Annotated in this window: 19 protein-coding genes; 16 read left to right on the top strand and 3 right to left on the bottom strand. The window is 56.9% G+C overall.

The window, feature by feature from the left end; genetic code table 11:
• Nucleotides 1-33 precede the first annotated feature (33 nt).
• Genes WMQ00_RS03925 through WMQ00_RS03915 form a run of 3 tightly spaced genes read left to right on the top strand, consistent with a single transcriptional unit; the run spans nucleotide 34 to nucleotide 2,542 of the window.
• The gene (locus WMQ00_RS03925; RefSeq protein ID WP_200287397.1) at nucleotides 34-978 is read left to right on the top strand and encodes a phosphatidylinositol mannoside acyltransferase; all 945 of its coding nucleotides are present in this window, start codon (nucleotides 34-36) and stop codon (nucleotides 976-978) included.
• Nucleotides 978-2,081 carry a glycosyltransferase family 4 protein gene (locus WMQ00_RS03920; RefSeq protein WP_200287399.1) on the top strand — a complete coding sequence of 368 codons (1,104 nt, stop codon included), beginning with the start codon at nucleotides 978-980 and terminating at the stop codon, nucleotides 2,079-2,081. The genes WMQ00_RS03925 and WMQ00_RS03920 overlap by 1 nt, the downstream gene beginning before the upstream one ends.
• Complete coding sequence (locus WMQ00_RS03915) at nucleotides 2,081-2,542, top strand: hypothetical protein (RefSeq protein ID WP_086587568.1); 462 nt, start codon at nucleotides 2,081-2,083, stop codon at nucleotides 2,540-2,542. Before WMQ00_RS03920 ends, WMQ00_RS03915 begins: the two co-directional genes overlap by 1 nt.
• Nucleotides 2,543-2,556: 14 nt before the next feature.
• On the opposite strand, the gene WMQ00_RS03910 is transcribed toward WMQ00_RS03915, so the two are convergent.
• On the bottom strand, nucleotides 2,557-3,723 hold the full coding sequence (locus WMQ00_RS03910; protein ID WP_234288094.1) for a DUF2029 domain-containing protein: 1,167 nt from the start codon (nucleotides 3,721-3,723) through the stop codon (nucleotides 2,557-2,559).
• A 329-nt stretch (nucleotides 3,724-4,052) separates the two neighbouring features.
• Between WMQ00_RS03910 and WMQ00_RS03905 the strand changes: the two genes are divergently transcribed.
• From WMQ00_RS03905 to WMQ00_RS03845, 13 genes are all read left to right on the top strand, one after another.
• Nucleotides 4,053-4,925, top strand: coding sequence for an acyl-CoA thioesterase (locus WMQ00_RS03905; protein WP_340440681.1), 873 nt, complete (start codon nucleotides 4,053-4,055; stop codon nucleotides 4,923-4,925).
• A 93-nt stretch (nucleotides 4,926-5,018) separates the two neighbouring features.
• Nucleotides 5,019-5,774: a YebC/PmpR family DNA-binding transcriptional regulator gene (locus WMQ00_RS03900; RefSeq protein WP_023021430.1), complete on the top strand. Its 756-nt coding sequence runs from the start codon at nucleotides 5,019-5,021 to the stop codon at nucleotides 5,772-5,774.
• A 188-nt stretch (nucleotides 5,775-5,962) separates the two neighbouring features.
• On the top strand, nucleotides 5,963-6,529 hold the full coding sequence (gene ruvC, locus WMQ00_RS03895; protein ID WP_200287404.1) for a crossover junction endodeoxyribonuclease RuvC: 567 nt from the start codon (nucleotides 5,963-5,965) through the stop codon (nucleotides 6,527-6,529).
• Between the two features lie 33 nt (nucleotides 6,530-6,562).
• On the top strand, nucleotides 6,563-7,180 hold the full coding sequence (gene ruvA, locus WMQ00_RS03890) for a Holliday junction branch migration protein RuvA (RefSeq protein ID WP_200287406.1): 618 nt from the start codon (nucleotides 6,563-6,565) through the stop codon (nucleotides 7,178-7,180).
• A gap of 25 nt (nucleotides 7,181-7,205) precedes the next feature.
• Nucleotides 7,206-8,285, top strand: a complete 1,080-nt coding sequence (gene ruvB / locus WMQ00_RS03885; RefSeq protein ID WP_200287408.1) for a Holliday junction branch migration DNA helicase RuvB — start codon at nucleotides 7,206-7,208, stop codon at nucleotides 8,283-8,285.
• Nucleotides 8,286-8,357: 72 nt separating this feature from the next.
• A complete protein-coding gene (gene yajC / locus WMQ00_RS03880) occupies nucleotides 8,358-8,720 on the top strand; it encodes a preprotein translocase subunit YajC (protein ID WP_200287409.1) in 363 nt (120 codons plus the stop codon).
• 237 nt (nucleotides 8,721-8,957) lie between these two features.
• Nucleotides 8,958-10,850, top strand: coding sequence for a protein translocase subunit SecD (gene secD, locus WMQ00_RS03875; protein WP_340440680.1), 1,893 nt, complete (start codon nucleotides 8,958-8,960; stop codon nucleotides 10,848-10,850).
• Nucleotides 10,851-10,852: 2 nt separating this feature from the next.
• Nucleotides 10,853-12,013 (top strand): protein translocase subunit SecF, encoded by a 1,161-nt coding sequence (gene secF / locus WMQ00_RS03870; protein ID WP_200287413.1) that lies wholly within the window; start codon nucleotides 10,853-10,855, stop codon nucleotides 12,011-12,013.
• A gap of 53 nt (nucleotides 12,014-12,066) precedes the next feature.
• Nucleotides 12,067-13,734, top strand: a complete 1,668-nt coding sequence (locus tag WMQ00_RS03865; RefSeq protein ID WP_200287415.1) for an ABC transporter substrate-binding protein — start codon at nucleotides 12,067-12,069, stop codon at nucleotides 13,732-13,734.
• Between the two features lie 54 nt (nucleotides 13,735-13,788).
• Nucleotides 13,789-14,334, top strand: a complete 546-nt coding sequence (locus tag WMQ00_RS03860) for an adenine phosphoribosyltransferase (RefSeq protein WP_023021438.1) — start codon at nucleotides 13,789-13,791, stop codon at nucleotides 14,332-14,334.
• 87 nt (nucleotides 14,335-14,421) lie between these two features.
• The gene (locus WMQ00_RS03855; RefSeq protein WP_156900699.1) at nucleotides 14,422-16,710 is read left to right on the top strand and encodes a RelA/SpoT family protein; all 2,289 of its coding nucleotides are present in this window, start codon (nucleotides 14,422-14,424) and stop codon (nucleotides 16,708-16,710) included.
• Nucleotides 16,711-16,898: 188 nt separating this feature from the next.
• Nucleotides 16,899-18,971, top strand: a complete 2,073-nt coding sequence (locus WMQ00_RS03850; RefSeq protein ID WP_023021440.1) for a bifunctional metallophosphatase/5'-nucleotidase — start codon at nucleotides 16,899-16,901, stop codon at nucleotides 18,969-18,971.
• 97 nt (nucleotides 18,972-19,068) lie between these two features.
• Complete coding sequence (locus tag WMQ00_RS03845) at nucleotides 19,069-19,641, top strand: DUF421 domain-containing protein (RefSeq protein WP_200287417.1); 573 nt, start codon at nucleotides 19,069-19,071, stop codon at nucleotides 19,639-19,641.
• 126 nt (nucleotides 19,642-19,767) lie between these two features.
• On the opposite strand, the gene WMQ00_RS03840 is transcribed toward WMQ00_RS03845, so the two are convergent.
• Both WMQ00_RS03840 and WMQ00_RS03835 read right to left on the bottom strand, forming a co-directional pair.
• Entirely contained in the window at nucleotides 19,768-20,070 is a 303-nt protein-coding gene (locus tag WMQ00_RS03840) for a hypothetical protein (RefSeq protein WP_200287419.1), read from the bottom strand.
• Nucleotides 20,071-20,423: 353 nt separating this feature from the next.
• The gene (locus WMQ00_RS03835) at nucleotides 20,424-21,284 is read right to left on the bottom strand and encodes a peptidylprolyl isomerase (RefSeq protein ID WP_200287421.1); all 861 of its coding nucleotides are present in this window, start codon (nucleotides 21,282-21,284) and stop codon (nucleotides 20,424-20,426) included.
• Nucleotides 21,285-21,390 lie beyond the last annotated feature (106 nt).

Raw genomic sequence — 21,390 nt, 5'->3', positions numbered from 1 at the left:
AGCACCACCGAAAAACCAGGAGGTTTTAACACCATGTGGGATAAAGAAGACCTCTCCGCGGCGGGCTACCTCGCGGGGTGGAAGGTGGTGCGTCGGCTGCCTGAGCCCATTGCGCGCACGCTGTTTCGGTGGGGCGCAGATTTTGCCAGCAGCAATGGCCGCGGAATGGAAGGCTTGCGCCGCAACCTTGCCCGCGTGGTGGGGCCAGAAAACGTTACCCGCGCGCTGGTACGCGATTCCGTTCGCTCCTATATGCGCTATTGGATGGAGGCCTTCCGCCTGCCGGCTATCCACGGCGATGCCAGCCTGCACGAGCGCTTACTCAGCGGCTTGGAAGGTCTCGAGCATTTTGATGCTTCCGCTCAATCCGGACGCGGCACTATTTTGGCCCTCCCACATTCGGGTAATTGGGACATGGCGGGTGTCTTCCTCGTGGGCCACTATGGCCAGTTCACCACTGTCGCAGAGCGCTTGAAGCCCGCAGTGCTTTTCGACGCCTTTGTGGACTACCGCGAAACCCTCGGTTTTGAGGTCCTTCCCCTCACCGGGGGCGAAGCCTCGCCTTTTGCTCGCCTCAAAGAAGTATTAGAAGCTGGCGGCGTGGTGTGCCTGCTGGCCGAGCGTGACCTGACTCGAAGTGGTGTGAGCGTAGATTTCATGGGGGAGGAGGCCAATATGGCCGCCGGACCCGCCCGCCTTGCGCTGGAGACTGGTGCCGCCCTCCATGTGGTGCACTCATGGTTTAAGGGAGAGGGCTGGGGCCTATCGGTGTCTCCGGAACTTGAGGTAACAAACGTACAAGAGACTACGCAACGCATGGCCGATGGCTTCGCTGCCAATATTCGCCGGCATCCGGAGGATTGGCATATGCTGCAGCCGCAGTGGAATGTCGATATTGAGAGGCGTCGGCAAGCGCGCGCCGCGCACAAGGCCCGTGATAGCCGCCACGCTGGTGCACGGCAGGAAGGCGAGAAATAATGCGGATCGGCATCGTGTGCCCCTACTCCTTTGATGAACCGGGCGGAGTTCAAGCCCATATCCTTGATCTAGCCACTGTATATATAGAGCAAGGGCACTATGTTCAAGTCATCGGCCCCGCTTCTGACTCCACGCCGCTGCCTGATTTTGTGGTCAAGGGAGGCCCGGCTTTTCCCATTGCTTATAACGGTTCGGTGGCCCGCCTGTCCGTCGGACCTCAGGTAACGCGCAAGGTCAAACGCTTTATCAAAGATGGCGACTTTGATGTTTTGCACATCCATGAGCCCAATTCCCCGAGCTTTTCCATGACCGCGCTGGCCGTAGCGCAGGGACCGTTGGTGGCCACGTATCACGCCTCCGCGTCGAGCTCGCTGGTCTTGACCCTTGCCAAGCCTTTCCTCGCGCCTTTTTTGGAAAAGATCCGCGGCGGTATCGCGGTTTCAGATATGGCGCGCCGCTGGCAGGTGGAGCAATTGGGCGGAGACCCAGTCCTCATTCCCAACGGCGTGGATACATCGGTATACGCGCAGGCACGGCGCCGCAGCCCAGCCAAGGCCCCCGGAGATCCTTTAGAAGTAGTCTTCTTAGGCAGGCTCGACGAGCCGCGCAAGGGGCTGGATATCCTGCTTCGTGCGCTCCGCCAGATAGACCACCCCCTCCGCGTTACCATCATGGGTGGCGGCCGTGCTCGCGAGGTAGAAGGCGTAGATTTTGTCGGCCGAGTCAGCGATGCCGAAAAGGCCGAGATCCTCGGCCGCGCCGATGTATACGTGGCCCCAAATACTGGGGGCGAAAGTTTCGGCATTGTGTTAGTAGAGGCCATGGCGGCCGGCGCGGCAGTAGTTGCTTCTGACCTTGAAGCCTTCCGCGCGGTGTGCAACGCCGATTCTGATGAGCCTGCCGGCGCACTCTTCCGCAATGAGGATAGTGAAGATCTGGCGCGCGTCTTAAGTGAGGTGCTTGATGATGCCGAGTACCGGGTTCGGCTGACACGCAATGGTGTCGAGCGTGCCAGCACGTATGACTGGGACCATGTGGCAGCAGCTGTTATGCAGGTCTATGAAACCGTCCAGGACGGAACCAAGGTGAGGGTGAAGCGCTAATGGCCATTGAAATTGCGCTAGTCCTCTTTCTGCTCATCATCGTGGGGTCCTGGGCGCTTTTTACCGCTCAGCGGCTCAACTCACTGCACATTCGCACCGATGCCTCGCTGGCACAGCTACAGGCGGCCCTAGACCGCAGGGCAGCGGTCACAGCGGCAGTGGCACCGGGCCTGGCGGCCCTGGCCCAAAGAGCCGAATCCACCGAGCTTTACCAAGGCCACTTCGAACCGCGCACGCTGGCCGAGCGGGAGCTTTCTGCCGCCATTGTGCGGGAGTTTCCCGCAGAGCGCCGCCCCGCTGCGCTTGCCGACGCCGAAGGGCGTATCCAGCTCGCCCACCGCTTTTATAACGAAGCGGTCAGCGATACTCGTGCTTTGCGTCTGCGCCCTGCGGTGCGGCTTTTCCATCTGGGCGGCACCGCAAAGCTGCCGGAATACTTTGACTACATGCTGGCTGAGTAGCCTGCTGAGCGGTTTTATGACCGAAGCGAGTGCCGGCCGCCTCGGCGGCGTAAAACCGGCTGTGCCAGGGCGCTTGGCGCGTGTGGCTGGTGAATTCCTGCGCGTTCCAGTTTTCCAGCCAGCGCCACCTCGAGCGCAAACCATATAAGCCCAATGATGGCCATAACCACGATGAGAATATTGCGGGCCACCAAGAGATACACGGGGAACATATTCTCGCCCACGTAATGCCAGATGTAGTCGTAGTTAAACGGATAGACCAAAGTACCCAGCGCAGCGGCGATAATGGCGCAGACCGCTAGCAGGCGCTGGACTACCCGCAAGGTAGTAAACCCTTGTGGAAGTCGCTGGCGGATCACCACTGCAAGCAGCGGGCCGAGCCAGACGATGTATTGCGGGGAGAAAACCTTATTGGTCGCGATAAGGAGCAAGACCATAACGCTAAAGAACGCCATGGTGGTGCGCGTGGTCCATCCGCCGGCACACAGCCGGTAGAGCGCCCATCCCACCGCAAACACCAGCATGATAATGATGGCTATGGTGCTCCACCTGATGGCGGTATCCACGCCGGGCCCGGAGATCTCAAAGCTCTTGGAAGCGGCGTAGCCCAAATCCCAGCGGCCGGGGTGGCGATGCGCTTGCAGCAACAGGAAGGTCGCCGGGATGGACTCCAACTGGAGTCCGCGCACGCCCTGGTAGTTTAAAGGTGAAAGTAAGCGTTCGGTGCCACAGGTGGCAACCGTTATGGCGCAGACTGCAATGATGGTGCAGAAGAAGACGAGCAGGCGTTGCCAGGTCGCAGACCTATTGAAGCGGCCCACTAAGCCTGCGGCGAGCACTCCGGGCCAAAGCTTCATGGTGGTGGCAAAGCCCAGTAACGCCGAGGCAATAAGGGGATGGGTAGCCAGAAGGGCGGCTGCTCCGGCGACGGCTAGGGAGGGGAAAATATCGAGGCGCCACACAAAGGCATGGCCTGCCGCGGTGCCGAAGAAAACCCAGAACCACGCGGCCCAAAAAGCGCGCGGTTGGGTGGGATGGTGGCGCAGCAGCAGGGCTAAAAACGCGGCGTCGACAAGCAGCGTCATGATGGTAAAGCCGATATAGAAAGCGGTGATATTTTCACCGGTGAGCCACCCCAAAAGCACCGTAGGCCACGTGCCTGCATGAGGGTACTCGGTCATTTGAGTTGGGTCGTCGCCGTAGATACCCGCAAAATAATATGCGACATCGCCCCTGGGACTGTGGTCAATCTTGAGTAGATATACAAGGCACAGGCGGGCGATAACCCACCCAATCCAAACTGCAGGAACAGAAGCGAGGCGTTTCACCCAAAAGACTTTATTCAAAGAGCGCTCACTTCGGTGGCGGACATAGTTTCTTCTAGAAAATTCTTCCACTTATGCCAAAAAATGGGGGAGAGATAATGAGAAAAGGAATCGGCGGCTCGGCCTTTTAGTAGTGTGGACGACAATTGCTAGCGGTAGTGATTTAGGACATTGGGAGTGTGGAGATGGCGGCCATCCGCGAGATTTTGGACATAGAGAAAACGGGAGCGGACGATGTCTTTAGTGGCCCGGCGGTGGAGTCGCGGATTGAGCGTACCTTCGGCGGACATATTGCTGGCCAAGCAGTGGCCGCGGCCCAACGCACCGTTTCCGGGAAAGAGGTTCACTCCCTGCACGGCTATTTTGTGGGGCCTGGTGACGCGAGCCGGCCGATTGAGTTGCGGGTCGAGCGCATTCGGGACGGCAGATCCTTTGCCAACCGGCAGGTACGCGCCTACCAAGGGGGCACGCTACTTTTCTCTGCCATGGCGAGCTTCCATCGCGATGGGGACTGCGGACCGCAGCACCAAGATCCCATGCCGGAGGTACCTGGGCCCGAAGAAACAGCTCGTTCCGGTGGCGGTGCGCCTTACTCCACCCGCATCATCCTCAAAGAGTGGGAGGAATGGGATATCCGCTTGGTACCAGAGGAAGGCCGAGACCCTGTGGCAGCGGAACGCACCGGTGCAGGATTTCGTCATATCTGGTTTCGCAATACCGTTGAGCTTCCGCAGGATCCGGCTTTCCACCGCGCCGCGCTGACCTACATGTCGGATATGACTCTCATCCGCTCCGCGCTCCTTCCGCATCAAGTAGAGAAAGTGCAGTTGGCCAGCCTCGACCATGCCATTTGGTTCCTGCGTCCTATTCGCGTGGATGAATGGCTCTTATATGAGCAAGTATCACCCTCAGCATTTCAAGGAACGGCAATTGCGCGCGGCAAGCTCTTTACGGAGGAGGGCGAATTGGTGGCTTTGGTCAATCAAGAGGGCCTCACGCGCTTCTTGGATGAAAAGCTGGGCAGCGGCTCCGCCCATGGCAATTGGCACAACGTGTAAATATGCCCCGCTTATAAGGGGGTCGCTTTCACGCATTCATGCAGCACACGTATAATTGCCACCAGTTTCAGCACCCGATTAGAAAGGGACTACATGTCAGGCCACTCGAAATGGGCAACTACCAAGCATAAAAAGGCTGCCAACGATGCAAAGCGTGGCAAGGAATTTGCCAAGCTGATCAAGAATATCGAAGTGGCGGCCCGCACCGGCGGTGGTGACCCAGCGGCTAACCCAACCCTTGATGACATGATCAAGAAGGCCAAGAAGGCCTCCGTCCCCAATGACAATATTGAGCGTGCTCGCAAGCGTGGATCCGGTGAGGAAGCCGGCGGCGCCGACTGGGAAACCATCATGTACGAAGGCTATGGCCCCAACGGCGTGGCCATGCTCATTGAGTGCCTTACGGATAACCGCAACCGTGCGGCGACCGACGTGCGTACCGCTATGTCTAAAAACGGCGGCAACTTGGGCGAATCCGGCTCCGTGGCCTATATGTTCACCCGTACCGGCTACGTCCTAATAGAAAAGGGCGAGCTGACGGAAGACGATGTTTTGATGGCCGTGCTAGAAGCTGGCGCGGAAGAGGTAAAGGACCAGGGCGAGAAGTTCGAAATCGTCTGCGCTCCGACGGATGTGCAGGCCGTTAAGGACGCGCTCAAGGAAGCCGATATTGAGGTCGATGACTCTGATAATGACTTCCGCGCTTCTGTTGAGGTGCCGCTTGATGCCAACGATGCCAAGAAGATTTTCCGCCTCATTGATGCTTTGGAAGACTCCGATGACGTGCAAAACGTCTACACCAACATGGACCTGTCCGATGAGGTACTAGCCGAGTTGAACGAGGGTTAATCACCTCTTCGCCGCAATAGCGGCGGCTATGTAGCGCCGGGAGCGCTCCGCGAGAATTGCTCGCCGGAGGCGCTGCCGGCGCTTCGCTATGGTGGGGTGGACTGCTACGTTTGTAGAACACCTGTGTGTAGTCCATAATGGGGGCAGTAGGCGGTGCGATAAGGCGCTGACATGACAATGGGGGAGAGATGAACCTAGAAGGAATGCGCGTGATGGGGATTGACCCGGGCTTGACGCGTTGCGGACTTTCCGTGGTTCAAGCTGGTCGCGGCCGAGCAATCCTCCCGGTTTCTGTAGGCGTGGTTCGTACCCCTAGCGATAAAGACTTAACGGAGCGCCTCCTGCGTCTTTCAGTGGCAGCGAAAGAATGGATGGATGACTATACGCCGGATGTGGTAGCGATCGAGCGAGTCTTCGAACGCGGCCAGGTCTCCACGGTCATGCAAACTGCCCACGTGGTAGGGGTGTTGGTGCTGGCTGCAGCTGAGCGCGATATTCCGGTGTATATGTACACCCCATCCGAGGTGAAAAAGGCAATCTCTGGAAATGGACGCGCCGATAAAAAGCAGATGACCACTATGATCACCCGTATTCTGGGGTTGACGGAGCCGCCCAAGCCTGCCGACGCCGCCGATGCACTCGCCTTGGCGGTGTGTCATTGCTGGCGCGCCCCTGCCATTGCGCGGATGGACCAGAATGGTCTTGGGCTTGGAGCCAAGACAAGTGGCGTGCGCGGACAAGCTAAGAAGCGGTAGAGAAATTTACTGAGAGAAAAGGATAGGAAGCCAATGATTGCTGCACTGCGTGGAGAGGTAATCCATATTGGGCTCGACCATGGGGTCATCGATTGTGCAGGTGTGGGATACAAGTTCTTGGCCGCCCCAAAAACGCTGGGCACTTTGCGCCGCGGGGAACCAGCTACGGTTCTCACCAACTTGGTGGTCAAGGAAGACTCCCTGACTCTTTATGGCTTTAGCGCTGATGAGGACCGCGAGATGTTCCAAGTTCTGCAATCCGTGTCGGGGCTCGGACCAAAGCTTGCTTTGGCGGCGCTTTCGGTCATGGGCGCAGGGGAGCTCGCAGCTGTAATTGGTGCGGAAGACGTGAAGGCGCTGCAATCTATCCCGGGCGTCGGCAAGCGTATGGCTCAGCGCTTAGCATTGGAGCTGAAAGATAAGGTGGCTGCCTTTGCGCCAAGCGAGCCCTCTACTGCAGGTGCCAGCGATACCGCCGTCGCGCCAGCCGGCGGGGCCGTGGTAGAAAGCGTGACGGAAGCGCTCATTGGTCTTGGGTTTACTGATAAGGGAGCGCGGCCTGTGGTGGAAGCGGCATACGCGGAGAACCCTGATGCCGATACGTCTTCCCTCTTGCGTGCGGCTCTAGCGCAGCTGGGCAAGAAAAAGTAACGGCAGGTAGGAAGGCTGAACAATCATGTCCGATATTGAGCGCACCGAATTTAACCTCCCCGACGGCGTCGACGCGGCGCATTCCTCGCAGCGCAATAGCGACGTCGAAGCGACCGCACACTCCGAGGAACATGATATTGAGCGGTCATTGCGCCCGAAGTCGCTAGATGAGTTTATAGGCCAGCCCAAGGTGCGCGAGCAGCTTTCCTTGGTGCTCAAAGGCGCTAAGAATCGCGGAGTTACGCCGGACCACGTTCTGCTCTCTGGCCCGCCTGGTCTGGGTAAGACCACCATGGCGATGATTATCTCCCAGGAGTTGGGGACCTCACTGCGTATGACTTCGGGGCCTGCCTTAGAGCGCGCCGGCGATTTGGCCGCCATGCTTTCTAATCTGATGGAGGGTGACGTGCTTTTCATCGATGAGATCCACCGTATTGCTCGTCCGGCGGAAGAAATGCTGTATATGGCGATGGAAGATTTCCGTATTGACGTCATCGTAGGCAAGGGGCCTGGTGCTACCTCCATTCCGCTGGAAATCCCGCCTTTTACCCTGGTAGGGGCTACAACACGCGCCGGCATGCTTACTGGCCCCCTGCGTGATCGATTCGGCTTTACTGCGCAAATGGAGTACTACGACACGGCTGACTTAACTCAGGTGATTAAGCGTGCGGCGCACATCTTAGACGTACATATTGACCATGATGCAGCGGTAGAAATTGGTTCTCGTTCGCGTGGCACCCCGCGTATTGCTAACCGTCTGTTGCGCCGCGTTCGCGACTATGCCGAGGTCAACGGCTCGGGTCTGATTGATCTTAGCGCGGCCCAGGGGGCGCTCGAGGTCTTCGACGTGGATGAAATGGGCCTCGATCGCTTGGACCGGGCGGTACTCGATGCCTTAATTAAGGGGCACGGCGGCGGACCAGTCGGCGTGAGCACCCTTGCCATTGCGGTGGGCGAGGAACCCTCGACGGTGGAGGAGGTGTGTGAGCCCTACCTGGTGCGTGCCGGGATGATTGCGCGAACAGGACGCGGCCGCGTAGCTACCGCCGCCGCGTGGCGTCACTTGGGGCTTACTCCTCCTGAGGGGGCAGCCGGCCTGTTTTAATTCCAGGCGCCAGCCTACTTGGTTAAGCATTCTGGTTTTTGTGTCCACTTCCGTCTGGCACACTAGGAAGCTATGGAAATCATCATTCTCATCATTATTGGCATCCTGTTCGTCATTCCCTCTTTCATGGCTATGCGAAAGCAGCGCCAGCGCCAAAATGATATGCAGGCCCTACAAAATTCCCTCAAGCCGGGCGATTCCATCGTTACCGCGGGCGGTGTGCACGGCGTGGTGCGTAACACCAGTGACAAGGATGTGGATCTAGAAATTGCCCCAGGAGTGGTGGTTACTTTTGACAAGATGGCCGTGATTCGCACCGAGCAGGAGGCCAATGAGCTCGAGCGCCCTGCGGCTGCTGAGGAAGCACAAGGCGATACGAAAGATAACCTGCCTGATGAGAATATCCCTCCGTTCGACGGCGAGGGGAAGAACTAACCCCGCCTTTCCTGAGAACTATCTTAGCGTTTGCTAGGTGGTGGGAACTTTGTGGAGCGTAGACCCCATCACACTTTGGGTCTTATCAGGCCCTCGTTAAGGAAAATTCCGTCTCATGACGTACGATTGTGCGTTGTTGACGTGCCTGCGCCATTCGGTCGGGCCGTATTTATTGTCTAAACACCCTGTTATAAGCAGCACAGGAGATTATCGTTGTCCGCATCACCCCGTCGCGCTATGAAAAATAGCCAACGCCAATGGCCGAAGCGCGCTATCGCGTTATTCGTCCTCATTGTGGTTGTTATCTATGCGCTTATCTTTCTTACTGGTAGCCGTCAAAGCACGCCGAAGCTCGGCATTGATCTGCAGGGCGGTACTCGCGTAACGCTTGCTCCGCAAGGCGAGGAACCCACTCAGGACCAGCTCAAACAAGCACGCACCATCTTGGAACAGCGTGTCAATGGTATGGGCGTTTCTGGCTCTGAGGTTGTCATTAACGGCAATACCCTGGTTATTACCGTGCCAGGAGAGGACGCTTCCCAAGCACAGGCCGTAGGTAAGACCTCGCAGCTCTTCTTCCGCCCAGTGGCTAAGCCATCCATGCCGGATATGGGCAAGCTCAATAAGGAACTAGAAGACATGGCCAACCGCTGGGTAAAGTATGGCGTGCTGAGCGCAGACGAAGCGAACAAGCAGATGGATCAAGGCGTCAAGGCCATCTCTGCGCAGGAAGCGCAGATGACCGGACAGAAGCCAAAGGAGAAGAAGGCTCCAAAGGTCAGCGCTAAGCCCCTAGATGGGCCAAGCAACTCCATTGAGCAGTCGAAGCGCCGTGATGAAATCACGGAGATGTTGCTCAAGGACCGCCAGTCCGAGGATCCGACGACCCAAGCCGCAGCTTCGATGCTGATGACCTGTCAGGGCGATACCGATCCGCTGGCTGGCGCGGACGATCCGGCTAAGCCATTTGTTACCTGTGATTATTCCAAGGGCAACCCGTACGTCCTCGAGCCCGCGCCACTTCTTAACGGCATCAAGGATGAAAATGGCACCCGCCTAACCGGCAATGAGATCAATACCAATGGTCCTATCGAAGGCGGTATGAACAACAAAACCGGCCAAATGGAGATCAACTTCTCTTTCAAGACCGGAGATGGACCAAATGGTTCCCAGACGTGGGCGGACCTCACCAAGGAACACCTCAACGACCAAGTCGCCATTACCCTTGACTCCGCAGTTATCTCTGCACCGGTCATCCAGGGCGCAACTCCAGTTGGCTCCGCAACCTCTATTACTGGTGATTTCAGCCAAGAGGAAGCACAGAACCTGGCCAATAACTTGAAGTATGGCGCACTGCCGCTGTCCTTCGCCGGTGAAAATGGCGAGCCGGGCGGTACCATTGAGTCCATTCCGCCGACACTGGGTAAGGCTGCCCTGCAGGCCGGCCTTATCGCGGGCCTAGTCGGCTTGGTACTCGTGATGGCTTATTCGCTGTACTACTTCCGCGCACTGGCCGGCGTCTCCCTCGCCTTCCTCATTGCTTCTGGCCTGTTGACCTATGGTGCCTTGGTGCTGCTGGGTCGTTGGATCGGCTACTCACTGGATCTCTCCGGTATTGCCGGTCTGGTCATCGGTGTGGGTGCAACGGCCGACTCCTTCGTGGTCTACTACGAGCGCATCAAGGATGAGCTGCTAGAGGGACGCACTTTCCGCTCCGCTACGCAAAAGGCGTGGGAGCGTGCTCGCGCCACCATCGTGACCGGTAACGCGGTGACCCTCATCGGCTCCGTAGTGGTCTACTTCCTGGCCATCGGTGAGGTTAAGGGCTTCGCCTTTACCATGGGCCTGACCACGGTCTTCGACCTTGTCGTATCCTTCTTGGTCATGGCACCACTGATGCAATTGGTGGGCCGCCGTCCAGCTGCAGCCAAGCCTTCGATGAACGGCCTTGGCGGTATCTACGCCTTGGTGGAAGAGCGTCGTGAACGCGGCTATTTCGGCTCGGGGCATCGCAAAGCAGGCTCCACTAAAACCTCCGCAACCAAGGAGGCAGCCACCACAGAAACGGCAGCACATACTGCCGCAGGAACCGCACGTCCCGTTGATGCTGCGGAAGATGAGGAGAAATAAGCATGGCTGTTTCGACTAAGCACAAGATTTCCCGAATGGACCGCCTCTACGAGGATGAGCGCGGTTATGACTTCATTGGCCGCACCAAGCTGTGGTACGGCATCACCGCCGCGCTGATCGTGGCGGCCGTGGCCGCAATCCTAATTCGCGGCTTCAGCCTCTCGATTGACTTCGAAGGCGGCACTACGCTGTCCATGCCGGCAGGGGACCTTAAGGAAGAAGAAGTAGGACGCGTCTTTGAAGATTCCACCGGCGTAGAACCCGAGCAGGTACATATCGTAGGCTCCGGCAACTCCGAGACCTTGGAGATTGTCTCCGAACGCCTCAGCCAAGAAGAGGTGAATGCGGCTCGTACCGCTATCTACGAGGACTTTAAGCCGAAGGATGAAGAAGGTAAGGCCACCCCGGATGCCATCGGTTCGTCCACGGTATCTGAGTCTTGGGGTTCTGCCATTACCCAGCGCATGCTTATCGCCATGCTGGTCTTCTTGGTAGCTGCCACCGTTTATGTGGCCATTCGCTTGCAGAAGAACATGGCTTTTGCCGCTATCATCGCCCTGATTGCAGACGGCGTGATTATTGCCGGCATTTATGCGCTCTTCGGATTCCAGGTTTCCCCTGCTGTCATTATCGGTCTGCTTACCGTCCTGACCTTCTCCATGTATGACTCGGTCATCGTCTTTGACAAGATCAACGAGAACACGGAAGGCCTGGAGGGACAGCGCAAGAAGACCTTTGCTGAGCTGACGAACCTGGCGATTAACCAGACGGTCATGCGCTCGATTTCTACCTCGGTGATTTCTGCGCTGCCGATTATCGCGCTCTTCGTGGTGGCCGTGTGGCTCATGGGCATTGGTACCCTGCGCGATTTGGCACTCATCCAGCTCATCGGTGTGGTTGAGGGTATTTTCTCCTCCATCTTCTTCGCTACGCCATTGGTTGTCACCTTCGCCAATATGTCCAAGAAGACTAAGCGCCACAATAAGCGAGTAGCGGACTACCGTGCTGGTAAGGATGAGAAGGGTGCTGCAGAAGATGACGCACCCGCAGCGGGGCGCACCGTGGTTTCGCCAGTAAGTGCTCAGTCCACCCCGGCTGGCAATGAGGCCGAATCGGCGGAGTCCACCGGACACCCTGGCGCAACGTGGCGGCCAGGCAGGTAACTTCCGGTAGTAAAATTCAGGCGGATCGCTAGCTGAAGTGAGGGCACATAACCATGCTTAAGGAAAAGAGCAGTTCTGGAGGACGTCATAGGGGGAGGCGGGCCCTTGCTTCATGCGTATCCGCACTCGCCCTGGCTGCATCTGCCTGCAGCGGGCAGGGTGGCGAGGATGAGTCTTCGGCTGCGCCCCAGGAACCAGAATCCTATGGATACTTTGGGTACCAGGTAAATTCCCGTCTGGCCACTACCAACGCAGGCACCTCCTTTGGTTCTGCCAGCTCCGCCGGACTGTTGTCCACGCGCCTATATCCTGGCCTTTTCGTACCTGGTCCCGCGGGCGAATTGATCCCCAATGCAGACCTAGTAGAAACGGAAGAGCTCCCGCCCGCTGAGGGCAGCGACCAGCGCAGCGTCCAGCTGACCTTGGCCGAGGATGCCGTCTTTTCCGATGGCACTCCCGTGACCTGTGATGATTACTATTTGACTTACGTTGCCGGCACCCATCCGGCTGAATTCGCCTCCCATATGCCGCTGATGAATGACATTGCGAATTTCAGCTGCGAACCCCACAGCAAATCGTTTACGTTGACCTTTAATAAGGATCAGGGGCAGCGCTGGCGCCATATGTTTGGCGCCGGAACGGTCATGCCCGCCCATGCGCTGGCAGAAAAGGCTGGGTTGAGCCTTGAGGAGCTTAATGCGGCGCTGGCAGCCGAAGATATGCAGGCGCTAGATCCAGTTGCTCAGGCATGGCGGTATGGCTTTTCCGTGGCAAAGGATCAACTCGATCCAAAACTGCAAGTGTCTTTTGGCCCCTATGTCATCGACAAGATAGGCGATGAGGGCGAGGTTATCCTCAAAGCGAACGAAAAATACTTTGGGGATGCGCCAGCCGAGGACCACGTTGTGGTGTGGCCAGCGGATGCTGACGCGCACAAGCTGGTAGATAAGGGGGCACTGCGCGTGGTCGACGCCGCCAATGCAACCCCTGACTGGCTTGACCGGAATCAAAGTGAGTCAGGGGAGGACTCCTATGAAGCTACCCCAATGGTAGGCGAGCTAACGGATACGCTGACGCTGTCTGAGGCTGGGGTATTCGCCGAGCCGTGGGCGCGCGAGAGCTTCGCTGCGTGCGTCGATCAGCAGGCGGTGGCTCAGGCAAGCTCCGCGGCCTCTGGCGTAGAGGTGCCACCGGCTTATGTGCGCACCGTTTCCGTCACCAACCCGGTTGCCGGCGGCCTCGACAAAGTGGGTAAGGAGCACCAGGGTACCGATCTGGCGCAGGCGGGGAATCTGAATGGAACGACCATCAAGGTCGGCTACTTAGGACCGGATAAGCGTTACGCAGCTATGGTGGAACAGCTCCGTGCATCCTGTGAGCCGGCCGGAATCACCATCGAGGATGCGTCTGCGGAGTTTATGTCTCAGCACTACCTGGAAATGGATCCAGAAACCTGGGCACCTACCGTCGACGCTTTCCTTGGACCGGTAGATCCTCAGACGGAGTACTCCGCGGTCGAAGCTAGTATGAAAAACTCTGCGGAGCTTAAGAAGACAGAAGAAGCTTTGTGGAAGGATATTCCGTCCATTCCGCTCTCCGCGCAGCCGCGTGTCTTCCTCGTCCGCCGCGACGTGGAAGGTGTCCTGCCGTACACTGGCGTCTCGGGCATCGGTTGGAATATGGATCGCTGGCGTAGCACCGCTCCAACCGAAAAGAAGTAGGACCCGCAACAGCGGCCGTTAACGACCTCTCGCAATTATTTCTCAAGGAAGATTATGAGTTCGCACTACGAATCAGCAGCACAGGCTCTCAAGGATAAGGTTCGCCTCGTTCAAGACTTCCCAGAGGAGGGTATCCTCTTCGAAGATCTCACCCCAGTTTTGGCAGACCCAGAGGCTTTTCGCACCGTCGTAGACGGCTTAGCGGCCGCCTGCGAGGAACTGGGCGCGGAAATGATCGGTGGCCTAGATGCCCGTGGCTTCCTCCTCGGCTCGGCCGTGGCCTACAAGATGGGCCTGGGTATCCTAGCCATCCGCAAGAAGGGCAAGCTTCCTCCTCCGGTATACACCGAGGAATACGAGCTGGAATACGGCTCGGCGGCGCTGGAGATTCCGGCCAGCGGCGTCGACATCAAGGGCAAGCGCGTAGTGCTTGTCGACGACGTCCTAGCCACCGGTGGCACCCTCCATGGTGCGAAACTTCTGCTCGAGTCCGCGGGTGCCGAGGTTGCCGGCAACGTCGTTGTGCTGGAAGTCAAAGGCCTCAATGGGCGTGAGCGTTTATCCGGCCCGCCGCTCATTGTGCTAAATGCCACAGACTAAGATGAAGTGTCTAAGCTAGATCCCACGATCTAGACGAATATGAGGCCAATATGGCCCGTGGCACTGTGAAGGGCGGTAGAAATGGCCATGGATAAACCCGTAAAGCGCCAGACCGGCGGCGGTATGCGTAGCATGTCGGCTCGCCTTGCCCGTTCGCTCACAGGCGGCCGAGTCAGGGTGAATCCGGTGCTGGACCCGCTGATGTCCATCCACCGCAAGTTTCACCCTAAGGCCGACTCAGACCTGCTCAATCGTGCTTATAACACCGCCGAGCGTCTGCATGAAGGGGTTTTCCGCAAATCTGGAGAACCTTATATCACCCACCCACTTGCCGTTGCTACGATCGCTGCGGAAATTGGTATGGACACCACCACCATCGTGGCAGCGCTCTTGCACGATACGGTGGAGGATACGGACTACTCCTTAGACGACCTCACCAGGGATTTCGGCCCCGAGGTGGCCCGGCTGGTTGACGGTGTGACGAAGTTGGATAAGGTGGCGCTGGGCTCGGCCGCAGAGGCGGAAACCATCCGCAAGATGATCGTAGCCATGGCCACTGACCCGCGCGTCTTGGTCATTAAGGTAAGCGACCGCCTGCACAATATGCGTACGATGCGGTTCCTCCCGCCCGAAAAGCAGGCCAAAAAGGCGCGCCAAACCCTCGAGGTTATCGCTCCATTAGCTCACCGCTTAGGCATGGCCAGTGTGAAGTGGGAGCTGGAGGACCTATCCTTTGCCATCCTGTACCCCAAAAAGTACGACGAGATTGTGCGCATGGTGGCAGACCGCGCCCCCTCGCGTGACCGCGCGCTCAAAGAGATCATTAGCCAAGTTAGTGCGGCATTGAAGGAAAACGGCATTGAAGCTGAGGTTATGGGCCGGCCAAAGCACTACTGGTCCATCTACCAAAAGATGATCGTACGTGGCCGCGACTTTGCAGAGATTTTTGACCTAGTGGGTATCCGCATCCTAGTAGAGGATGTCAATAGCTGTTATGCCGCAATTGGCGTGGTTCACTCGATCTACCAAGCTCTGCCCGGGCGCTTTAAGGACTATATTTCTTCGCCGCGATTTGGTGTCTATCAATCGCTGCACACCACAGTGCTAGGCGATGGTGGTGCCACGCTGGAGGTCCAGGTACGCACCCACGAGATGCACTACAATGCCGAATTCGGCGTGGCCGCTCACTGGCGCTACAAGGAAACCAAGGGCAAAAACTCGGGCCACCAAGAAGAAGTGGACCAGATGGCGTGGATGCGCCAACTTCTGGACTGGCAGAAGGAAGCAGCTGACCCTAATGAGTTCCTAGACTCCTTGCGCTATGACCTTACCGCTAAGCAAATCTTTGCCTTTACCCCTAAGGGTGACGTAGTAAATCTGCCCGCAGGTTCTACTCCGGTGGACTTTGCCTATGCAGTACATACCGAAGTGGGGCATAGGTGTATCGGTGCCAAGGTCAATGGCAAGCTGGTAGCACTGGAATCGAAGCTAAAATCCGGTGACAAGGTTGAGATCTTTACTTCTAAAGACCCTAACGCAGGCCCGTCCCGTGATTGGCAGGACTTTCTGGTATCTGCACGCGCTAAGACCAAGGTACGGCAGTGGTTTGCCAAAGAGCGCCGCGAAGAACATTTGGAGGCAGGGCGAGATGCCCTAGCCACTGAGGTCCAGCGAGGCGGCCTGCCGATGCACCGCCTGTTTACCGCCAGATCTATGAAGCAGGTGGCGGAGCAGCTGCACCACGCTGATGTCGATTCGCTGTATACCGCCATCGGCGCGGGCCAAGTATCTGCGCAACATGTTGCCAATCAATTGGTTGCCATGTTTGGGGACCAGGACGATGCAATTGACACTTTGGCCTCGCGCACGCCGCTGTCTGAGATTGAAAATTCCCGTGCCCAGCACACCGAGGACTCCGCATCGGGCACCGGCATCTTGGTGGAGGGCAGCCCTGATGTAATGGCCAAGCTCGCCAAATGCTGCCAGCCTGTACCAGGCGATACCATCTTTGGTTTCGTAACCCGAGGCGGCGGAGTATCAGTGCACCGAGCCGACTGCACCAACGCGGAAAAGCTCAAAGCAGAACCCGAGCGCATGCTAGAGGTGGCCTGGTCTTCTGGGACCTCCGCTACCGGTGCTTTCTCTGCGACGTTGCAATTGGAAGCCCTTGACCGGCAAGGCCTTCTTTCAGAGCTCACCCGCGTTATGAGTGATGAGAACATCAACGTTTTGACTATGAACTCCAACCGGGGAGATGACCACATTGCGACGGTTAGGTTTACGTTCTCGGTGTCAGACACCAAGCAGCTGGGCACGTTAATGACGACCTTGCGCAATACGGAAGGCGTCTTCGACGTTTACCGAGTAACTGCTTAGCGCGCTTTCTCCTTACCCTCAAGGAGGGGCGGGGCAAGCAACGCGAAGGCTTCGGGCTGGTTACCAGTGTATGAATTTTCGGCTTCTGCCAGGTAAATCCCCAGCAAGCGAGCTTAGTTTCTCCTGCCAAGTTGTTAGTAAAGCGATATAAATTATCCTGTTGCTTTCTACAATCTAGGAGTATTTCAATGCAGTTTCGCCGCATCGGCCAACTTGTGGCCGCCACTACCGTATCCGCTGTAGCTCTCTCCGGCGCGCAGGCGGTCGCACAAGAAAACAAGACCACCATCTCTGTCACCAATATCACCGATATTCACGGTCACTTGGAGGACAAGATCGGCGACCCAGCAAAGGCCGGCGATGAAATTGGCGTGGCTCGTTTGCAGTCCCTAATCAAGCAGGTGAATGAAGGTCAGGAATTCAACCTGACTTCTTCGGGCGATAACGTAGGCGGCTCTGCCTTTGTATCTGCAATTTCTGATGACAAGTACACCCTTGAGGCTCTCAATCAGATGGGCATGAAGGTATCCGCAGTGGGCAACCACGAGTTTGATAAGGGCACCGAGGATCTAACCGAGCGCATTCAGCCGAACTCCACGTATCCCATCTTGGGTGCCAACGTGCTGAAAGACGGCAAGCCCTTGCTTAAGCCTTCTCACGTTGAAGACGTGGACGGCGTCAAGGTGGGCTATGTCGGAACCGTGACGGAAAATACCAAGTACAAGGTATCTGCGGCCAAGATCCCGGGCGTTACCTTCACGGATCCAGTAAAGGCAACCAATGAAGAGGCCGCCCGGCTAAAGGAGTCCGGCGAAGCGGACGTTGTTGTCGCCCTTTTCCACGAGGATGCCCAAGAATATGCCGAGGGCTTCAGTAAAGACGTAGACGTGCTTTTCGGCGGCGATACTCACCAGCGCACCAAGGGCGAAGTCCCGCGCGAAGGTGCACTCCCGTTGCAATGGGCGCAGGGGCATGAGTATGGCAAGTTGCTTAACGACGTCGACATTACCTTTGACAAGTCCGCCAAGAAGGTAACCGACATCAAACTCAGCCAGTACGATGCTACCGACGCTACCGCTGTCGAGCCGGACGCTGGCATTGCAGCTGTGGTGGAAAAGGCACAAAAGGAAGCCGAGGTAGAAGGCTCCAAGACTGCAGGAAACGTCAAGCAGGACCTGTTCCGTGGCTCTGACAAAGGCGCAGAGGCAGGCTCCAACCGTGGCGTAGAATCCACCCTCAATAACTTCATCGCAGATGGCCAACGCTATGCCATGAGCAAGCAGGTAGGTAAGGATATCGAGATCGGTGTCATGAACGCCGGTGGTGTGCGTGCTGACCTGAAGGGTGGCGACGTTACCTACAAGGACATCTTTGAGGTGCAGCCGTTTGGTAACTCCGTGATTACCGCAAAGATTTCCGGCGAGGAGTTCATCAATGCTTTGGAAAACCAGTGGCAGGAAGGCAGCCGTCCGCGCTTGGCCATGGGGCTTTCCAATAATGTGCAGGTGGTCTACGACCAGAAGGCCAATAAGGGTGAGCGGGTAAAGTCCGTGACCATCAACGGCGAACAGATTGACCCGAAGAAGGATTATTCCATCGCGTTGTCGTCCTTCCTTGCTTCTAGTGACGAAGAAGCCGGCGGCGATGGCTATTTCAACGCTGGTTCCATCAAGGACAAAAACGATGTGGGCTACATGGACACTCAGGCCATGATTGACTACATCAAGTCGGGTGAATCTGAGGTCCGCACCGGACAAGGTCAAATCGGTGCCCACGTTGAAGGTGAGGTGAAGCCGGGTAAGGAAATTACCGTCAATCTGTCTAGCCTTAATTACTCCACCGAGGGTGAGCCGATTGCCAAGAAGGCAACCGTGAAGTTGGGTGACGCTGAGCAGACCGTCGACATCGACAACGCTGCCCAGGAAGGCGATGCGCAATTTGGCGAGCGCGGACGTGCAACGGTAAAGCTCACCGTTCCAGAAAACCTCAGCGGCAAGCAAAACCTCGAAATCACCACTGACGCCGGCACAAAGGCAACTCTGCCTATCGAGGTAAGCGGCGAGGGCTCCCAGGAGCCGGGTGCTAAGCCCGAGCCGAAGGGTTCCTCCTTGTCCTCTAACGGTTCTTCCATGGGCAGCGCAGTATTTGCCATTGTTGCGGCGCTGGTAGCTGGTGTTGCGGTTGTGGGTATGAACCCGCAGATTCTTCCTGCCCCAGCGCGCAAGATGATTGAGGACCTGCGCAAGCAATTCCACCTCTAAGCCATCACGGCGCTAGGCGGAGCGGTTCTTCCTGAACGGGGGAGTATCGCTCCGCCTTTTCTGTATGCCGTGCAGCAGCCAGGTAACCTAATCAACCGTGGATACTCTAGACCTCTTCCTGCGCGAAATTACCTATCAACTAGGCATTGAATGGCACCGTATCCCCGTTGTCGTATTGGCCACTTTGGGCATTTATCTATCCTTCATGGTCCTAGTGAAGATATTTGGCTCCCGGGTCCTTACTTCCATGACGGCCTCAGATGCCATCATCATCATTATGTTCGGCGCGGTTGCAGGCCGTGTCATTGTGGGTAATCCACCGACCCTGGCCGCCGGCGTAATCGGTTTGACTACTCTGATGGCTCTAGAGGCCGCGTTCGGTACTATCCGCAAAGTGGTGAAGTGGACTCGCTTTCTTGACCGGCGCCCAGTTCTCCTAGTATTTCGCGGGAAAATGGTTGAGGATAACTTGAACCTGGCACATATTACTAAGTCAGATATCTATTCTGCTGCCCGCAAGGCAGGCATTAGCCGTATGCAGGACGTACAGATTATGATCCTGGAGCCCACGGGTCATATCTCTGTCATCAGGGTCGGTCAAACAATCGATCCAGAGCTTTTCAAAGACCTCGTAGGGTCCGAGTACATTGAAGACGCCAAAGAGTCCTAGAAGCATTCCTAAGACTCGAAAGCACTAGCGTCGAGCAGTTCTTCCGATTGCTCAAAAGCCTACAAAAAAGCCGCTGCATTCCCATTTGGAATGCAGCGGCTTAAGAATCGCTATGAAGCGGTGACCTTACTTGTTGCCGAAAGGCAGGTCGAGGTACTTGTTTGCGAAGGCGAACAGGGTGCCCAGAGCGCCGATGACGGAGGTAACAACGCCGATCCAAGCCTTGATTTCCTTAGGATCCATATCCTTGATGGAGGAACCCTCCTCGGTCGGCTCAGCGCCATTGGTGGTGGTCGCAGCGGCGGACTCCTTGTTCTCGGTGGAGGACGCTGGAGTGGTCTCGGCAGCGGTAGCAACGGTGGTGCCAGCGAAGGTCATGGACAGAGCGGTTGCGCCGGCAACGAGTGCCTTGCGGGAGAAAAGCTTCATTTTTGATTCCTAACAAGCTTGGTGCGTTCAAAGACGTTTCAAATACTAGACAGGCTGACAGGCTTCCGCAACAGTATTGGCAGGTCTCTGTTTACTCGCTGAAATATCTGAAAGTCTGCTGTGTGCTGCAAGTTTACTCTTGTGGCTAGTGTGAACTAGGGGAATTTTAGAGGCTTAGTGTTTCTGCAGCTAAGGGCTCATATTCAGGCTCAGGTTAAATTAAGGAAAGTAAAAGCCCCGGCGCGTCCGTACGTTGTGAAAGTGACGAATGTGCGGGGCTTAACCCTTGCCCCCGTTAGGGGGTGTGCGGTGGTGGCAGGGGGAGGCGTCGCCAAGCAGGGCTTTTAAAGCGCCTAGGCCTTGACGGTTGCCTTCTTGATCTTGACTTCCTTTGCTGGCTTGCCGTCTGGCTGGCCGCCTTCGACACCGTTCTTGGCAATCTTGTCCATCGTCTTCATACCTTCATCGGTAATGGTGGCGAAGTAGGTGTAGTTCGGGGTCAACTCAGAATCGTCATAGTTGAGGAAGAACTGAGAACCATTGGTGTCTGGACCGCTATTTGCCATGGCGACGGAGCCGCGCGGGTAGATAACGGGGTTCTGGGCATCCTTCTCATCCACCTCGTCGGTGGGGTACTCATCAGCGAAGCTGAAGCCAGGGCCGCCGGAACCGGAACCGGTCGGATCGCCACACTGCAAGACGTTGAGACCACCCGAGGTCATACGGTGGCAAACGGTGTTGTCGTAGTAGCCAGACTTTGCCAACTCAGAAATTGCGTTGGTGGCACACGGCGCCTTGGCACGATCCATCTCCATCTCAATGGTGCCCTGAGAAGTCTCAAAGGAAACGGTAACGGTGCCCTTGGTGGAAATATCCTTTCCATTCGGCTTAGTCGCACCATTGGAATCTTGACCGGTGTCCTCGTACTTACAGGTCACGGTATCCGGCAGAGCCTTTGCACGCTTATCTGCAACGGGCTGTGCCTGTGGGGTTTGCTGCGAGGTCTCAGCTGCGGAGGACTCCTCAGCCTGTACCTTCTCATCGTCGCCTTCGCGGGTCGACAAGTAGTAAATACCGCCTACCAGGGCGAGGATTACTACGAGGGACGCGAAGACAACGCCCAGCGGGCGTGTCTTTTGCTTGCGTTCGCGGGATTTTAGCTCGCGCTCGAGCTTGCTCAGCGCCTCTTCGCCGCGCTTTTTATTATTTGGCACCGGGAGTCAACCTTTCTAGCGATTTTCGGTGGCATGATTCAACCTGACCGAGTTTAGCGGTTCCATACTTCGAAGAAAGCGTGGGCACGTAAATCGGGCTAGTCAA

The sequence above is a fragment of the Corynebacterium sp. KPL2825 genome (assembly GCF_037908445.1).
GTDB classification, from domain to species: Bacteria; Actinomycetota; Actinomycetes; order Mycobacteriales; family Mycobacteriaceae; genus Corynebacterium; species Corynebacterium kefirresidentii.
This window is presented reverse-complemented; position numbering and strand designations above follow the sequence as displayed.

Coding starts and splice junctions, on each gene's coding strand:
- WMQ00_RS03925 (WP_200287397.1), top strand. CDS start 34: ATGTGGGATAAAGAAGACCTCTCCGCGGCGGGCTACCTCGCGGGGTGG.
- WMQ00_RS03920 (WP_200287399.1), top strand. CDS start 978: ATGCGGATCGGCATCGTGTGCCCCTACTCCTTTGATGAACCGGGCGGA.
- WMQ00_RS03915 (WP_086587568.1), top strand. CDS start 2,081: ATGGCCATTGAAATTGCGCTAGTCCTCTTTCTGCTCATCATCGTGGGG.
- WMQ00_RS03910 (WP_234288094.1), bottom strand. CDS start 3,723: ATGACCGAGTACCCTCATGCAGGCACGTGGCCTACGGTGCTTTTGGGG.
- WMQ00_RS03905 (WP_340440681.1), top strand. CDS start 4,053: ATGGCGGCCATCCGCGAGATTTTGGACATAGAGAAAACGGGAGCGGAC.
- WMQ00_RS03900 (WP_023021430.1), top strand. CDS start 5,019: ATGTCAGGCCACTCGAAATGGGCAACTACCAAGCATAAAAAGGCTGCC.
- ruvC (WP_200287404.1), top strand. CDS start 5,963: ATGAACCTAGAAGGAATGCGCGTGATGGGGATTGACCCGGGCTTGACG.
- ruvA (WP_200287406.1), top strand. CDS start 6,563: ATGATTGCTGCACTGCGTGGAGAGGTAATCCATATTGGGCTCGACCAT.
- ruvB (WP_200287408.1), top strand. CDS start 7,206: ATGTCCGATATTGAGCGCACCGAATTTAACCTCCCCGACGGCGTCGAC.
- yajC (WP_200287409.1), top strand. CDS start 8,358: ATGGAAATCATCATTCTCATCATTATTGGCATCCTGTTCGTCATTCCC.
- secD (WP_340440680.1), top strand. CDS start 8,958: ATGAAAAATAGCCAACGCCAATGGCCGAAGCGCGCTATCGCGTTATTC.
- secF (WP_200287413.1), top strand. CDS start 10,853: ATGGCTGTTTCGACTAAGCACAAGATTTCCCGAATGGACCGCCTCTAC.
- WMQ00_RS03865 (WP_200287415.1), top strand. CDS start 12,067: ATGCTTAAGGAAAAGAGCAGTTCTGGAGGACGTCATAGGGGGAGGCGG.
- WMQ00_RS03860 (WP_023021438.1), top strand. CDS start 13,789: ATGAGTTCGCACTACGAATCAGCAGCACAGGCTCTCAAGGATAAGGTT.
- WMQ00_RS03855 (WP_156900699.1), top strand. CDS start 14,422: ATGGATAAACCCGTAAAGCGCCAGACCGGCGGCGGTATGCGTAGCATG.
- WMQ00_RS03850 (WP_023021440.1), top strand. CDS start 16,899: ATGCAGTTTCGCCGCATCGGCCAACTTGTGGCCGCCACTACCGTATCC.
- WMQ00_RS03840 (WP_200287419.1), bottom strand. CDS start 20,070: ATGAAGCTTTTCTCCCGCAAGGCACTCGTTGCCGGCGCAACCGCTCTG.